Origin of the sequence: Streptomyces sp. NPDC002580 (genome assembly GCF_042889485.1) — a bacterium.
Lineage (GTDB): Bacteria > Actinomycetota > Actinomycetes > Streptomycetales > Streptomycetaceae > Streptomyces.
In genome coordinates this window covers 1,274,663-1,290,050 of record NZ_JBIAQZ010000001.1, presented here as the reverse complement: position 1 = coordinate 1,290,050, position 15,388 = coordinate 1,274,663, and the positions used below count along the sequence as shown (strand labels likewise).

The following is a 15,388-nucleotide window of genomic DNA, read 5'->3' as shown; positions in this document are numbered from 1 at the left end:
TCCGGCGCCCGCTCAGGCGCCGGGCCCCGCGACGATCTTCCCGGCCTTCGTCTCGACGGCCAGGTCGTGGAGCGGCACGGTGGCAGGCTCCCGCAGCACCGCGCCCGTCATGGCGTCGAACTCGCTGCCGTGGCACGGGCACACGAGCGTCGTGCCCGTCAGCTTGTTGATCGCGCACCCGGCATGGGTGCAGATCGAGCTGAAGGCCTTGAGGGAACCGTTCTCGGCGCGGCTGACCACGACGTTCTCGTCCAGGTACAGCTGAGCGCCACCCTTGGAGACCTCGCTCGCGGCGCCCAGGACGACGGGGGCGGTCGGCGTGGCGGGGGCTCCGCCTCCTCCGTCGCCGCCGGAGCACGCAGCGAGGCCGAGCCCGGCGACCGGAGTGAGCGCCGCCCCCCGCAGGACGGTACGACGACTCGCTGACGGACGGCCGGACATGGCGTCTCCCCTGGTCGAGGCGGTTTCGCGGTGATTCCGCCGGGCACGGCACGGGATGCCGCGCGTTGACCATACCGGCACAGAACCATCCATTCCACGCGGGGTCAGCCTCGCGGGGCCACGGACGTAAACGCTTGCGCAAACCCGTGCGTAAGCGTTTACGTCACCGTCGGACGGGATACGTTCGCAGGCGAACGGCCAGGTTCCGTACCGGCGCGAGCGCCGGGGATCCAGGAGAGGGGCGCCATGGCGACGATGGCCGATGTGGCCCGGCGGGCCGGCGTGTCCATCGCGACCGTCTCGCACGTCCTCAACGACACACGGCCGGTGCTGCCGGGGACACGTCAGGCCGTTCTCGACGCCGTCGACGAGCTGGGCTACACACCCAACACCCTCGCCCGTTCGCTCGTCACCTCCCGTACCCGGTCCATCGGGTTCGCGGTGCCGGCGACCGGCGACCCGTACTTCACGGAACTCCTCCAGGGCGTCGAGGCCGGTGCCCTGGAGCACGGCTACAGCCTGCTGGTCAGCGATCCCCACGACGACCCGGAGCACGAACTCGAGGTCGCCCGGGTGCTGCACGAACGCCGCGTGGACGGAATGATCATCGCGCCGTCGGCGACCCCGGACGCCCTCCTGCGCCATCTCGGCCGGCACGACGTACCCACCGTCCTGCTGGACCGGATCGTGGAACCTCCCGCCGGCAGCGGCTTCCGCCACGACCAGGTGTGCGCCGAGAACACCGGCCCCATGGCGAGCCTCGTCACCCACCTCGCCGAACGGGGACACCGGCGTATCGGACTGGTCGCGGGCCTGCCCGGACTCGGCACGACGGCCGAGCGGATCACCGGTTACCGGCACGGCCTCGCGGGCGCCGGGCTCCCCTACGACGAACGGCTCGTGGCGCTCGGCGGCTCGCGGGCGGAGACCGCCGAGGAGGCCGCCCACCGGCTGCTGGACCTCGGGGCGCCGCCCGGCGCGCTGGTCACCGCCGACCACACCATGACCGTCGGCGTACTGCGGGCCCTGCGCGCGCGGGGCCTGTCCGTTCCGGGTGACGTGGCGCTGTGCTGCTTCGGCGACTTCTCCTGGGCCGAGCTGTTCACCCCCCGGCTCACGGTGATCGCCCGGCCCGGCAGGGAGATCGGCGCGAAGGCCGTCCGGCTGCTCCTGGAGCGGCTGGCGTCACCGCGCCGCGCGAGCCGCACCGTCCGGCTGCCCTCCGCCTTCGTCCACCGCACCTCGTGCGGCTGCCCCGAGGACCGCGCACGCCCGGGAACCCCGGAGTCACCGAGGAAAGGAACCGCTTCGTGATCGTCGTCGCCGGTGAGGCCCTGATCGATCTGGTGCCACAGGGCGCGGGTGCCCTGGCGGGCCTGCTGCCCCGTCTCGGCGGTGGCCCCTACAACACGGCGGTGGCACTCGGCCGCCTCGGCTCCCCCACGGCCTTCCGCTCCCGTGTCTCGCGCGACGCGTTCGGCGAGGCCCTCCTCGACGGACTGCGTGACGCGGGAGTCGACGTCTCGGCCGTGCAGCGCGGCGCCGAGCCGACGACCCTGGCCGTCGCCACGATCGGAACGGACGGCTCCGCCGCGTACTCCTTCTACGTGGAGGGCACGGCGGACCGCCTCTTCTCGGCCCCGGACCGGCTCCCCGGCACCGTGCGGGCGGTGTCCTTCGGTACCTGCTCCCTCGTGCTCGAACCGGGCGCGAGCGCCTACGAGGAGCTGATGCGGGTCGCGGCCGCGCAGGGCGTCTTCACGGCGCTCGACCCGAACATCCGTGCCGGACTGATCCCCGACCCGGACGCCTACCGTGCCCGGTTCAGGAGCTGGCTGCCGTCGGTGTCCCTGCTCAAACTCTCCGAGGAGGACGCCCGCTGGCTCGGCGGCACCCCGCGCGAGTGGCTGGCCGCCGGCCCCTCGGCCGTCGTGATCACCCAGGGCGGCGACGGTCTCACCGCGTTCACCCGGGACGGCTCGGTCCACTCCGTGCCCGGTGAGCCGGTCGACGTCGTGGACACCATCGGTGCCGGTGACACCGTGAACGCGGCCCTGCTGCACGGCCTGGCCGCGCGCGACGCCCTCTCCCCGGCCGCGGCTCAGGGACTGGGCCCCCGGGACTGGACCGACCTCCTGCGCTTCGCGGCCCGCGCGGCGGCCGTCACCTGTTCCCGCGCCGGAGCCGAACCGCCGTACGCCTCGGAACTCGGCGACGGATAGCACCACCCGACACCCGCTTCCCGCTTCCCGCTTCCCGCTTCCCGCTTCCCGCTTCCCGCCCCGCGATACCCCCGACCCGTGGCGGCGGCGACCGGTCCCTCGACGCACCGCGCCCCACGGGAACGTTCCGTGGGGCGCGGTGCGGCGCGAGGTCCGGGGCCTCGCCTGCCCGGGTGCTTCGTCGGCGTGGGTCCTCGAGGCCGTCCGATCGGACGGACAGGCGCGCCGGACCGATGGAGTCAGGCCTTGCGAGCCCGCGTGGTCTTCTTGGCCGCCGTCGACTTCGTGGCGGTCTTCTTGGCCGCGGCCGTCTTCTTGGCGGCCGTGCCGTCGACGGTCCTGGTGGCCGTCTTCTTGGCCGCCGTCCCGGCCGCGACCGTCTTCTTGGCGGCCGTCCTGCGCGGTGCCTTCACGGAAGCGGCGTCGCTGATCCGGTCGGCGCCGAGCACGTCGCGCAGGAACTTGCCGGTGTGGCTGGCCGGGACACCGGCCACCTCCTCGGGGGTGCCCTCGGCGATCACGAGACCGCCGCCGTTGCCACCCTCGGGGCCCATGTCGATGACCCAGTCCGCGGTCTTGATGACATCGAGGTTGTGCTCGATGACGATGACCGTGTTGCCCTTGTCGACCAGGCCGGACAGCACCGTGATGAGCTTGCTGATGTCCTCGAAGTGCAGACCGGTGGTCGGCTCGTCGAGTACGTAGACGGTGCGGCCGGTGGAGCGCTTCTGGAGCTCGCTGGCGAGCTTGACGCGCTGGGCCTCACCGCCGGACAGCGTCGGCGCGGACTGACCGAGCCGGACGTACCCGAGGCCGACGTCGTTGAGGGTCCTGAGGTGGCGGGCGATCGCCGGCACCGCCTCGAAGAAGCCGAGCGCCTCCTCGATCGGCATGTCCAGGACCTCGGAGATGGACTTGCCCTTGTAGTGGACCTCCAGGGTCTCCCGGTTGTAGCGCGCCCCGTGGCAGACCTCGCAGGGGACATACACGTCCGGCAGGAAGTTCATCTCGATCTTGATGGTGCCGTCGCCGGAGCAGTTCTCGCAGCGGCCGCCCTTGACGTTGAAGGAGAAACGGCCGGGCAGATAACCCCGCACCTTCGCCTCGGTCGTCTCGGCGAACAGCCTGCGGACGTGGTCGAAGACTCCGGTGTACGTCGCCGGGTTGGAGCGGGGCGTACGGCCGATGGGCGACTGGTCGACGTGCACGACCTTGTCGACGAGGTCGTCGCCCTCCACCCGGGTGTGCCGCCCCGGTACGTTCCTCGCGCCGTTCAGCTCACGGGCCAGGTGCGTGTAGAGGATGTCGTTGACCAGGGTCGACTTGCCGGAACCCGATACGCCGGTGACGGCCGTGAGGACACCCAGCGGGAAGGACACGTCGATGTCCCGGAGGTTGTTCTCACGGGCGCCGTGCACCGTGAGCCTGCGGCTCGGGTCGGTGGGGCGGCGGACGTCCGGGGTCGCGATCTCCTTCTTGCGCGACAGGTACTGGCCGGTCAGCGACTCGGGGTTGGCGAGCAGTTCCTTCAAGGGACCGCTGTGCACGACCTTGCCGCCGTGCTCTCCCGCGCCGGGGCCGATGTCGACGACCCAGTCGGCGACCTTGATGGTGTCCTCGTCGTGCTCGACGACGATGAGCGTGTTGCCCATGTCGCGGAGGCGGACGAGGGTCTCGATCAGCCGGTGGTTGTCACGCTGGTGCAGGCCGATGGAGGGCTCGTCGAGGACGTACAGGACGCCGACGAGTCCGGAGCCGATCTGGGTGGCCAGCCGGATGCGCTGGGCCTCGCCGCCGGACAGGGTGCCGGCCGCGCGGTTCAGCGACAGGTAGTCGAGGCCGACGTCGACCAGGAAGCGCAGTCGTTCGTTGACCTCCTTCAGGACGCGCTCGGCGATCTTCTTGTCGCGGGCGTTGAGCTTGAGCTTGCCCAGGAAGTCCGCGCAGTCGCTGATGGACATGGCGGCGACCTCGGCGATGGACTTCTCCATCACGGTGACCGCGAGAACGAGCGGCTTCAGGCGCGTGCCCTGACAGGTGGGGCAGGGCACCTCGCGCATGTAGCCCTCGAAGCGCTCGCGGCTGGCGTCGCTCTCGGACTCGCTGTGGCGCCGCTTGACGAACGGGACGGCTCCCTCGAAGGGCGTGGTGTACACGCGCTCCCGCCCGTAGCGGTTGCGGTAGCGGACCTCGATCTGCGTCTTGTGGCCGTGGAGCAGGGCCTTCTTGGCGCGCTGCGGCAGACCCGCGAAGGGGATGTCGGTGCGGAACCCCAGCGCGTCGGCGAGGGCGCCGATCAGCCGGCCGAAGTAGTCCTTGGTGTGGCCGTGCGACCAGGCGTGGATGGCGCCCTCGTCCAGGGACTTGTCCTCGTCCGGGACGATCAGCTCGGGGTCGACCTCCATGCGCGTGCCGATGCCGGTGCACTCGGGGCAGGCGCCGAAGGGCGAGTTGAAGGAGAAGGAGCGGGGCTCCAGCTCCTCGAAGGACAGGTCGTCGTACGGGCAGTACAGGTGCTCCGAGTACATGCGCTCGCGCTCGGGGTCGTTCTCGGGGAGGTCCACGAAGTCGAGTACGACCATGCCGCCGGCCAGGCCGAGGGCGGTCTCCACGGAGTCGGTGAGGCGGCGCTTGGCGGAGTCCTTCACCGTGAGGCGGTCGATGACCACCTCGATGGTGTGCTTCTCCTGCTTCTTCAGCGTCGGCGGCTCGCTGAGCTGGATCGTCTCGCCGTCGACCCGGGCACGGCTGTACCCCTTGGTCTGGAGGTCGGCGAAGAGGTCGACGAACTCGCCCTTGCGCTCGCGCACCAGCGGCGACAGGACCTGGAAGCGGCTCCCCTCCGGGAGCTCCAGGACCTTGTCGACGATGGCCTGCGGCGACTGGCGGGAGATGGGACGGCGGCACTCGGGACAGTGCGGTTTGCCGATACGGGCGAACAGCAGCCTGAGGTAGTCGTAGACCTCGGTGATGGTGCCGACCGTCGAGCGCGGGTTGCGCGAGGTCGACTTCTGGTCGATGGAGACGGCCGGGGAGAGACCTTCGATGAAGTCCACGTCCGGCTTGTCCATCTGGCCGAGGAACTGCCGGGCGTACGAGGACAGGGACTCCACGTACCGCCGCTGGCCCTCGGCGAAGATCGTGTCGAAGGCGAGGGAGGACTTGCCCGACCCCGACAGGCCCGTGAAGACGATGAGCGAGTCGCGCGGGAGGTCGAGCGAGACATTCTTCAGGTTGTGCTCGCGCGCTCCACGGACGATGAGACGGTCGGCCACGCCGGTCCGCACCTTTCTTGAGAGAAGTGACAGGGGCCGCAGGCCCCCGTCTTCTCAGACTAGGGGGAGCCACTGACAGCGCCGGTTGCTTTCCCTGGTTCACAACAATCCCGGACCATCCAGCATGCCCGACGCCACCGCCGAGCGTATAGCACGTGCATTCGATTTGCGGGGGTGGCCGACCACCTTCACCCGAACGTGTGGCAGGGCTAGGGTCGACCTCATGATTGATCATGTGCGCGACCTGGCGTCTGTACGTGACGCGACGGAGCGGCTGCTCGCAGCGGCCGCCGAACTGGACAACGCCTCCGTGGCCGAGCCGTCACGGCTTCCCGGCTGGAGCCGTGGGCACGTCCTCGCCCACGTGGCCCGCAACGCGGACGCCCTGGCGAACGTCCTGGAGGGGCGCCCCATGTACGCCTCCGCGAGCACCCGGGACGCCGACATCGAGCGGGACGCCCCGCGCCCCCTGGACGTACAGCTGGCGGACCTGCGCGAGAGCGCGGCGCGCTTCGAGGAGACAGGAGCGGCTCCCGCGGACTGGTCCCGCACGGTCGAGCTGCGCAACGGCGTCACGGACTCCGCCGCCCGCGTGCCGTTCCGGCGGTGGGTCGAGGTGGATCTGCACCATGTGGACCTGGGCATCGGATACGAGCTCGAGGACCTGCCGGAGGAGTTCGTCACCCGGGAGATCGACTTCCTCGCGGAGCGGTTCGGCGGCCACAAGGACGTGCCCTCGACCGCGCTGAACACCGGCGACGGCCGGCTGTGGACCACGGGCGGGGGCGCCGAGGGCGGGCCAGTCGCGGTCCGGGGCTCGGCGGCCGATCTGCTCGGCTGGCTCTGCGGCCGCCGCGACGGCACCGGCCTGACCGTCGACGGCGGCCCCCTTCCGGCTCTTCCTCCGCTATAGGCTGCCGTCATGACGTACAGCGGAGCGGTGAAGGTCGGCGGCCCTGCCGACGTGCACGAGCTGCAGAACCTGATGATCTCCAAGGTCGCGGTCGGCCCGATGGACAACAACGCCTATCTGCTGCGCTGCCGGGCCACCGACGAGCAACTCCTGATCGACGCGGCGAACGACGCCTCGACCCTGCTCACCCTGATCGGTGACGACGGCATCGCGTCCGTCGTCACCACCCATCGGCACGGCGACCACTGGCAGGCGCTCGCCGAGGTCGTGGCCGCCACCGGCGCGCGCACCTACGCGGGCCTGCACGACGCCGACGGCATCCCGGTGCCGACCGACGTCCCCCTCCAGGACGGCGACACGGTCAAGGTGGGGAACGTGGAACTCACCGCCCGGCATCTGGTCGGGCACACGCCGGGCTCGATCGCCCTCGTCTACGACGACCCGCACGGTCACCCGCACGTGTTCACCGGTGACTGCCTCTTCCCGGGCGGGGTGGGCAACACGTTCAAGGACGCGGCGGCTTTCGCCAGCCTCATCCACGACGTCGAGACCCGGATCTTCGACGTACTGCCGGACGAGACCTGGGTCTACCCCGGCCACGGCAACGACACGACGCTGGGCGCCGAGCGCCCGCACCTGCCGGAGTGGCACGCCCGAGGGTGGTGATCGCGGTCCGGCACACGGGGCGCGGCGCCTCGGGCACGCGCCCCGTGTGAACCGGCCGCACGCGCCGGTGTCCCGCGCGCGCTCCCCGGTCCGTCAGCGGTGCAGTCCACTGAAGGCTGCCCGCACGGGATGACGGCTCCTGTGCGGTGGGACCGTCGGCCCGTCGGCCCGTCGTCCCCCGTCCTCGGCCGGCGGCCCCGGCCCGCCCGACTCTCCGGCCGTTCACGCCCGGCGGCCGGACCGTCGACGCGGGAGGTCCGTGCCCCGCGTCCCCGCTCCCTCCAGCCGTCCGGCGCGCACCTCGACGGTCAGGTGTCGGCCCGTCCCGTGCCCGCGAGCGTCGCCACCCGGTCCACGGCGAACGCGTACCCCTGGACGCCACAGCCCGCGATGACTCCGTCGGCCCGCAACGAGACGTACGAGTGGTGCCGGAACTCCTCGCGCTGGTGGATGTTGGAGATGTGCACCTCCACCACAGGAAGTCCGTCACAGGTGTTGAGCGCATCCAGGATGGCGACGGAAGTGTGCGAGTAGGCGGCCGGGTTGATCACGATTCCGGCGTGGTTGAGCCGGGCCTCGTGGATCCAGTCCACCAGCTCGCCCTCGTGGTTGGACTGCCGGAAGTCGACCGTTCCGCCGTGCGCCGTCGCCGCCTCGGCGCACAGCGCCGCCACGTCCGCGAGCGTGTCGGAGCCGTAGATCTCCGGCTGCCGCTGCCCGAGGAGGTTCAGGTTGGGCCCGTTGAGAATCATGATCGGGGCGTTGGCGAGGGTGCGGGGCACGTTTCCTCCGGTCCTTCGGGTCTGCCGGCCCGTCAGGACCGCTGCTCGGACCCGGTCTATCACGCTGCCTCGTCAGGGTGACGGCTCGCACCCTCTCACCGGGAACGGGCCGACGACGTCCCCACGGCGATCGCCGATCCGCAGACCGTCGCCCCCCCACACACGGAGCGATCGTCCGCGCCGGCGGCCCGGCCCGGCGCATCACCGTCACCGGCTGACACACGCCGCGCTCCCGGGCGCCCCCGTAACCCCGATCACTGTGGGTAGTTGATCCGGCATGCACGACGTACGCACCGTAAGGGCACCCTCCATGCTGCGGCTCGCGGCCGCGTCGCTCGCCGGGACGGCCATCGAGTTCTACGACTTCTTCGTCTACGGGACGGCGGCTGCGCTGGTTCTCGGGCCGCTCTTCTTCCCGACGTTCTCACCGCTGGCCGGGACGCTGGCGGCGTTCGGGACGTTCGGTATCGGTTTCGTCGCCCGTCCGCTGGGCTCGGTGCTGTTCGGGCACATCGGGGACCGGCGCGGGCGGCGGCCGGTTCTGATCGCCTCGCTGCTGCTGACCGGCTCCGCGACCGTCGCCGTCGGCTGCGTCCCGACGTACGACCGCATCGGTGTCGCTGCCCCCGTGCTCCTTCTGGTGCTGCGTTTCCTGCAGGGGCTCGGCCTCGGCGGCGAGTGGGGAGGGGCCGTGCTGCTGACGGTCGAGCACGCGCCCGCCGAGCGGCGCGGCTTGTGGTCGAGCTTCCCCCAGATCGGCCCCTCCCTCGGGTTCGTACTGGCCAACGGCGTGATGCTGGCGCTGTCGGTGACACTGTCCGACGCTCAGTTCGCGGCATGGGGGTGGCGGGTTCCGTTCTGGGCGGCGGGGGTGCTCGCGGTGGCGGGGCTGTGGCTGCGCGGTTCGCTCGTGGAGAGTCCCCGGTTCCTGGAGTTGGGGGACCGCGCGCGCGTGCCGCTCGCCGAGGTGGTGCGCGACCACTGGCGGCTCGTCCTGCTGACGGCCGGCGGACTCGCCGTCGGATACGCCGTGTTCTACGCGGTGACGACCTGGGCACTCGCCTACGGCGTGGAGCAGCTCGACGTGAGCCGCACCGTCATGCTGACCTGCATCATGGCCGCCGTGGTGGTGAAGGGCTGTCTGACGCCTGTGGTCGCCCTGCTGGGCGATCGCTACGGGCGGCGGCCGCTGTGCATGGCCGGCTGCGCGGGCGCCGCGCTGTGGATGTTCCCGATGATCGGGCTGCTGTCGACGGGCGAGCCCCTGCTGATGTTCCTGGGCTTCCTGGTGGCTCTGATCGCGTTCATCACCATGTTCGCGGTGATCGCCGCGTATCTCCCGGAGCTGTACGAACCACGGGTGCGCTGCACGGGCGCGGCGGTCGGGTACAACCTGGGCGGCGTCCTCGGGGGCGCGCTCACCCCGATCGTGGCGACGGCGGTGGCGCGCGGGGATCGCGTGCCCTGGGGCGTCGCCGCCTATCTGACGGGGATCGCACTGCTGAGCCTCGGTTGTTTCGCGCTGCTGCCGGAGACCCGGCCAGTGCCTCGTCCGACAGTCGTACCGGCCACCGAGTGACGGCCGGTCAGGGGTTGATGGCCAGTTCCAGGTAGGCCGCGAACACGACCAGATGGACGCCCCCCTGGAGCGGGGTGGCCCGCCCCGGGACGACCGTCAGGGAACTCACCACGACGGTGAGCGCCAGCAGCACCATCTCGGTGGGGGCCAGCCCGAGAACGAGGGGGCCGGAGAGCCAGAGAGAAGCCAGGGCGACAGCGGGGATGGTCAGTCCGATGCTGGCCATCGCGGAGCCGAGGGCGAGGTTCAGGCTGGTCTGCACCCGGTCGCGGCGGGCGGACCGCAGGGCGGCGATGGTCTCGGGGAGCAGTACGAGAAGCGCGATGATCACACCGACCACGGAGTGCGGCATACCGGCCGCCTCGACCCCGGACTCGATGGTGGGCGAGACACCTTTGGCGAGGCCGACCACACCGACCAGGGCCAGGCCGAGCAGTCCCAGGCTGACGCGCGTCTGACGGGCCGACGGGGCGTCGGCGTGGTCGTCGGCGTCGATGACCTCACCCAGTCGGGTGATCGGCAGGAAGTAGTCGCGGTGCCGGACCGTCTGGGTGGTCACGAACAGGGCGTACAGGACCAGGGAGGCGAGGGCGGCGAAGGTGAGCTGCGCGGTGGAGAACTCCGGGCCCGGCTTGCTGGTGGTGAAGGTCGGGAAGACGAGACTGAGCGTGGCCAGTGTCGCGACCGTCGCGAGGGCGGCTCCGGTGCCCTCCGCGTTGAAGACGGCAAGCCTGTGACGCAGGGAGGCGACGAGCAGGCACACGCCGACGATGCCGTTGCAGGTGATCATGACAGCCGCGAACACGGTGTCGCGGGCCAGCGTCGAACTCTTGGCACCGCCGTCCGCCATCAGGGTGACGATGAGGGCGACTTCGATGATCGTGACCGCTACGGCGAGGACGAGGGAGCCGAAGGGTTCACCCACCCGGTGGGCGACGACCTCGGCGTGATGCACCGCCGCGAGCACCGAGCCCGCGAGGACCAACGTCACCAGGGCGACGACCGCGGCGGGCAGGTCGCGCCCCCAGGTGAAGGCCAGCAGCACCACCGCGATCACGGGCACCACGACGGTCCACTGCCTCGTGAGCGACCTGAGCCGAGCGATCATGACGCGATCGTCGCAGTCGGCGGCGCGCCCCGCATTCCGGCGGTACGGGGCACGTTCCGGGGCTGGGCGACGGAGTCCGCCTCCAGGAACGGACGGCCGCTTCGGCTCGGGCGACTCCCGAACATCGCGGTCGGTCAAGCGTCGTTCGGCCTGCCGGCCGAGCGGACGCATGTCGTGCGTCCGCTCGGACTCGAAGTCGACGATCCGCGCGGACCTCGTGGACTCCACCGCCCCGCCCGGGCGTTCCCGGTCGGGACGCCCCCGGGATCCGGACGAGCATCGGGAGCGGTGGTCGGCAACGCGCCACGCACCGCTCCCGGGGGAGGTCGTCCCTGCCCTCGCCGACGTCGTCAGACGTCGACGCTCTCCTTCTGAGCGCTCTCGGTCCGCTCGCGCGCCGCCTGCTTCCTGGTGGCGGCCAGGCTCGTGATCGTGGTGACGACGAGGACCGCGCAGATCACGCCGAGCGAGACCGGGATGGAGATCTCGGGAACGTGGACGCCGGACTCGTGGAGCGCGTGCAGGACGAGTTTGACGCCGATGAATCCGAGGATCACCGACAGGCCGTAGCTGAGGTGGACCAGCTTCTTGAGCAGGCCGCCGATGAGGAAGTACAGCTGTCGCAGACCCATCAGCGCGAACGCGTTGGCCGTGAAGACGATGTACGGGTCCTGGGTCAGGCCGAAGATCGCGGGGATCGAGTCGAGCGCGAAGAGCACGTCGGTGGTGCCGATCGCCAGCATCACGACCAGCATCGGCGTCATGACGCGTTTGCCGTTCTGCCGGATCCACAGTTTGGTGCCGTGATAGCGGTCGGCCACGCCGAACCGCCGCTCGGCGGCCTTGAGCAGCCGGTTCTCCTCGAACTCCTCGTCGTCCTCGTCGGCCCGGGCTTCCTGGATCAGCTTCCAGGCGGTGTAGATGAGGAACGCGCCGAAGATGTAGAAGACCCACGCGAAGTTCGCGATGATCGCGGCACCCGCGGCGATGAATATCGCCCGCAGGACGAGGGCTATGAGGACACCCACGAGGAGCACGCGCTGCTGGTATTTCGAGGGCACCGCGAACTTCGCCATGATCAGGACGAAGACGAAGAGGTTGTCGACGCTCAGCGACTTCTCGGTGATGAAGCCCGTGAAGAACTCTCCGGCCGGCTCGCCGCCGGAGAAGAGGAGCAGTCCGAGTCCGAACAGTCCGGCGAGCGCGATCCAGACGACGGTCCAGATTCCGGCTTCCTTGATGGACACGTCGTGCGGCTTGCGGCCGATGAAGAAGTCGACCGCGATCAGTGCGGCCAGCCCCACGATGGTCAGGACCCACAGGGTCAGGGAAACATTCACTGCGCCTCCGGCAGTTCGTAACGGCAGATTTCAGCGTCGTCGCCACCGGAGGTCTCTTCCATCCGCGGCTGCCGGGGCGCTGGGTGCGCCCGGAGCCCGCAGACCGACGCCCCGGGATCTGGTCGATCCGTATTGACGGGTGCGTCGCAGCAGGTAGGGAGTACTCCCCTCCGTATGGAAAAAGAGTACCCGAATCACCAAGGAAAGGTAAAGGAGTCGGTAAAGAAAAGTACAAAACACCTGGTCAGAGCACTTTACCGATGCTTGACAGAGCGGCTTGAGCCCTGTCGGGAAAGTAAAAAAGGGGTCGGTGTCAGCGGTTCCAGGACCGGCGGGCAGCCGCCACCTGCGCGAGGACCTGCTGGAGCACCTGGCTGTTCGTGGGAACGAGCGCGGGTTCGTACGTCCACGCATGACCGATCCACGGGTCGGCGAGATGGTCGTCGGGCACCGGCGTGATCCGCAGCAGCGACCTCCAGAGGGGGTCGAGCAGCGGTCCGTACGCGGCCGCGTCCTCGCGGTCGGCCACCATCATCAGGTGGACCCCCACGGCCGGCCCCTCGTCCGCCAGGTAGCGGAGCTGGGTCACGGCGCGGTCGTCGAAGCCGTGCGGGAAGTCATTGACGATCAGCACCTGCTCGGCGGTGTCGAGGCCCGGGGGCAGCGAGTCGGCCGCTCCCCCGCGCAACGCCATCTGCACCAGGTCGACGCGCTGGGTGAGCCGGGTCAGTACGTCCGCGACGCCCGCGGCACCCACGGCGGGCGGGCTGTGGAGCACCCCGGACTGCACCAGGGGAGCCAGGGACGAGGCCGCGGCACCGGCCGGATCGATGACGTGCACGGTCAACTCGCCCACGGGATAGACCGCGAGCAGCCGGGCCGCGTTCGCCACGGCGGTGTCCATGGCGAGACGGCGCAGCTGGCCGGAGTCGGCGAGCGTGCCGTCCAGCGAGGCCCGACCGCTGTCGATCCACAGACCGCGCTCCAGTGGGAGGCGCACCAGCATGGGGATGCTCAGGTTCTCGCTCTCGGACAGGCTGAGGTCGCCCAGCCGCACCGCCATGGGCACTTCCATGGGGACGCGGTAGCCGTGCCAGACCGGGTTGTCCCAGCGGGCGTAGGCCAGCGGCAGCGCGGGCTCCACGACCTCGGCCTCGGCCGTGAGCTGGGCCAGGTCCCGGTCGAGGACGGCCCGGGCCTGATCGACCAGGAGCGCGTGCTTGGCGCGGGCGGCCTCGCGCGCGGCGTCACCCTGACCACCGATCCGGCTGCGCGGGTCGGAGAGGACGTGGTCGAGTTCCTTCTCCATGCGCGAGTCGGCGAAGTCGACGGCGCTGCGGTACGCGGCGACGGTCCTGGCCAGGTCTTCGAACATCCCCCACACCTGGTTGTACAGCCGCTCCTCCATGGACCAGCCGGTCGCGTCTCCCGCGACCGGCTGGGCGGGCTGCCCGGGCTGCGCCGGGGGCGCGGTCGGCGGGGGCGGTGGCGGGGCGCCGGTCTGCCGGCCGGGGTGGCTGTAGTCGATCGAGCCACCGCCGGTGGTCGACGACGGCTGGGTGACGGACGAGGGGTCGGGCTGCGCGGGGCCCGCGGCGCGACCGGTCTGCGGTACGCCGGCTCCCTGCGGACCGGGCGTGCCGTACGGGGACTGCTGCGGTGCCGCGGCACCGGGGGTGCCGTGCGCTCCGGGTGCCGCGTACGGCTGGTCCGGTCCCGGCGCCGAGGTGGCCGCCTGCCGTGACCGGTCCGCCTCCGGGGTACGGGGCGGGGGCGCGGCCACGGCCCGGGCCAGGCCCTTCGCCACCGCGTCGTTGATGGTCCCCGCGAGTTGCCGGGCCTCGGGGAGCCCTTGGTCGGTGAGGAGTTCGGCGAGGCCGCCCGCGTAGCCCTGGCCGACGGCGCGGACCTTCCAGGCGCCCTGCCTGCGGTAGAGCTCCAGGGCCACGACGGCGGACTCGGCGTCCAGACCGGTGAGGGTGTAGCTGGCGATCTCCGAACCGTCGAGTCCGGTGACCGCGACGAAGGGGGCGGCGACGCCGCCGAAGCGGACCGGGCCGCCGACCCCGGTGGGCAGCGCGAGCAGCACGCTGACCCGGTGCACGGTCGGGGGCAGGGCCTCCAGGTCGAAGGCCAGACGATGATCGGCCGCCGCCTGTTTGGAGACCTCGAGCCCGGGCAGCGTGGGCGCGCCCGGGTGGGCCACCCACTCGACGCCTCGGACCATGCCCTGCTCGTCGCTGAGCGTGGCTCCTGCCACGATCGGCTTCCCGGCCGAGACACGGACCTCGAGACGGACCTGGGAGAGCGGGTGGTTCTGCCCCCTGACCAGCTCGGCCGTCATCGTCTTGTCCCCCTACGTCGCTTCGTGCGTGTGCGTCGGCTGCCTACAGGTGCGGCAGGATCGCGGGCATCAGGTCCTGGAACGTGCGGCCGTTGGCCGGCGTGCCGAGGGCCGTCATCTGCCAGCCGGTTCCGGCGCGGTGCACCTTCGCCATGATCTGGGCCGTGTACTGGCCGCCGCCCGCGAGCGTGTAGCGGGCGAGTTCCTGGCCGTTGGTCTCGTCGACGAGACGGCAGAACGCGTTCGTGACCTCTTGGAAGGTCTGACCGGTGAAGGAGTTCACCGTGAAGATGATCTGGTCGATGTGGACCGGGACGCGCTGCAGGTCGACGAGGATGGCCTCGTCGTCACCGCCCTGGCCCACGCCGCCGACCAGGTTGTCACCGGTGTGCCTCACCGAGCCGTCGTCGCTGACGAGGTGACGGAAGAACACCACGTCGACGGGCTGCTTGTCCGCGAACAGCACGGCGGAGGCGTCGAGGTCGATCTCCCGGGTGCGCGAGCCGAACAGGCCGCGCCGGGGGGCTGCCTGCCATCCGAGTCCCATACGGACCGCGGTCAGCGTGCCCCCGTCGTTCTTCTGCAGACTGATGGCCTGACCCTTGGTCATGTTGACCGTCACGCGGTGTTCCCCTCTCGAACTGTCCCCTGTTTCCGCGGAGTACGCGGATGAGCAGAACCCTACGCAGCGGCACTGACAGCGCCGAACCCTGGGGCG

General features: G+C 70.9%; 12 protein-coding genes. 5 read left to right on the top strand and 7 right to left on the bottom strand.

Annotation, left to right across the window (positions count from 1 at the left end):
* Nucleotides 1–12: 12 nt before the first annotated feature.
* Nucleotides 13–441 (bottom strand): Rieske (2Fe-2S) protein, encoded by a 429-nt coding sequence (locus ACFYW7_RS05540; protein ID WP_389498108.1) that lies wholly within the window; start codon nt 439–441, stop codon nt 13–15.
* Between the two features lie 246 nt (nt 442–687).
* Between ACFYW7_RS05540 and ACFYW7_RS05535 the strand changes: the two genes are divergently transcribed.
* On the top strand, nt 688–1,755 hold the full coding sequence (locus ACFYW7_RS05535; protein WP_389498106.1) for a LacI family DNA-binding transcriptional regulator: 1,068 nt from the start codon (nt 688–690) through the stop codon (nt 1,753–1,755).
* The gene (locus tag ACFYW7_RS05530) at nt 1,752–2,663 is read left to right on the top strand and encodes a carbohydrate kinase (protein WP_389498104.1); all 912 of its coding nucleotides are present in this window, start codon (nt 1,752–1,754) and stop codon (nt 2,661–2,663) included. Before ACFYW7_RS05535 ends, ACFYW7_RS05530 begins: the two co-directional genes overlap by 4 nt.
* 239 nt (nt 2,664–2,902) lie before the next feature.
* Here the strand turns inward: ACFYW7_RS05530 and uvrA are convergent, their stop codons facing one another.
* Nucleotides 2,903–5,938, bottom strand: a complete 3,036-nt coding sequence (gene uvrA / locus ACFYW7_RS05525; protein WP_389498102.1) for an excinuclease ABC subunit UvrA — start codon at nt 5,936–5,938, stop codon at nt 2,903–2,905.
* A 223-nt stretch (nt 5,939–6,161) separates the two neighbouring features.
* On the opposite strand from uvrA, the gene ACFYW7_RS05520 reads away from it, so the two are divergent.
* Nucleotides 6,162–6,851: a maleylpyruvate isomerase family mycothiol-dependent enzyme gene (locus tag ACFYW7_RS05520; protein ID WP_389498100.1), complete on the top strand. Its 690-nt coding sequence runs from the start codon at nt 6,162–6,164 to the stop codon at nt 6,849–6,851.
* A gap of 9 nt (nt 6,852–6,860) precedes the next feature.
* A complete protein-coding gene (locus ACFYW7_RS05515; protein ID WP_389498098.1) occupies nt 6,861–7,517 on the top strand; it encodes an MBL fold metallo-hydrolase in 657 nt (218 codons plus the stop codon).
* Nucleotides 7,518–7,825: 308 nt separating this feature from the next.
* Here the strand turns inward: ACFYW7_RS05515 and aroQ are convergent, their stop codons facing one another.
* The gene (gene aroQ / locus ACFYW7_RS05510) at nt 7,826–8,299 is read right to left on the bottom strand and encodes a type II 3-dehydroquinate dehydratase (protein WP_389498096.1); all 474 of its coding nucleotides are present in this window, start codon (nt 8,297–8,299) and stop codon (nt 7,826–7,828) included.
* Between the two features lie 277 nt (nt 8,300–8,576).
* Here aroQ and ACFYW7_RS05505 point away from each other — a divergent pair, with 277 nt between their 5' ends.
* Nucleotides 8,577–9,878, top strand: a complete 1,302-nt coding sequence (locus tag ACFYW7_RS05505; RefSeq protein ID WP_389498094.1) for an MFS transporter — start codon at nt 8,577–8,579, stop codon at nt 9,876–9,878.
* Between the two features lie 7 nt (nt 9,879–9,885).
* Here the strand turns inward: ACFYW7_RS05505 and ACFYW7_RS05500 are convergent, their stop codons facing one another.
* The 4 genes from ACFYW7_RS05500 to ACFYW7_RS05485 all read right to left on the bottom strand — a co-directional run bounded on the left by ACFYW7_RS05500 (nt 9,886) and on the right by ACFYW7_RS05485 (nt 15,292).
* Nucleotides 9,886–10,986, bottom strand: a complete 1,101-nt coding sequence (locus ACFYW7_RS05500) for a calcium:proton antiporter (RefSeq protein ID WP_389498092.1) — start codon at nt 10,984–10,986, stop codon at nt 9,886–9,888.
* A gap of 350 nt (nt 10,987–11,336) precedes the next feature.
* Nucleotides 11,337–12,326 (bottom strand): TerC/Alx family metal homeostasis membrane protein, encoded by a 990-nt coding sequence (locus tag ACFYW7_RS05495; RefSeq protein ID WP_389498089.1) that lies wholly within the window; start codon nt 12,324–12,326, stop codon nt 11,337–11,339.
* 313 nt (nt 12,327–12,639) lie between these two features.
* Nucleotides 12,640–14,670 (bottom strand): TerD family protein, encoded by a 2,031-nt coding sequence (locus tag ACFYW7_RS05490; protein ID WP_389498087.1) that lies wholly within the window; start codon nt 14,668–14,670, stop codon nt 12,640–12,642.
* Nucleotides 14,671–14,713: 43 nt separating this feature from the next.
* Nucleotides 14,714–15,292 carry a TerD family protein gene (locus ACFYW7_RS05485; RefSeq protein WP_389498085.1) on the bottom strand — a complete coding sequence of 193 codons (579 nt, stop codon included), beginning with the start codon at nt 15,290–15,292 and terminating at the stop codon, nt 14,714–14,716.
* Between the last annotated feature and the right edge of the window lie 96 nt (nt 15,293–15,388).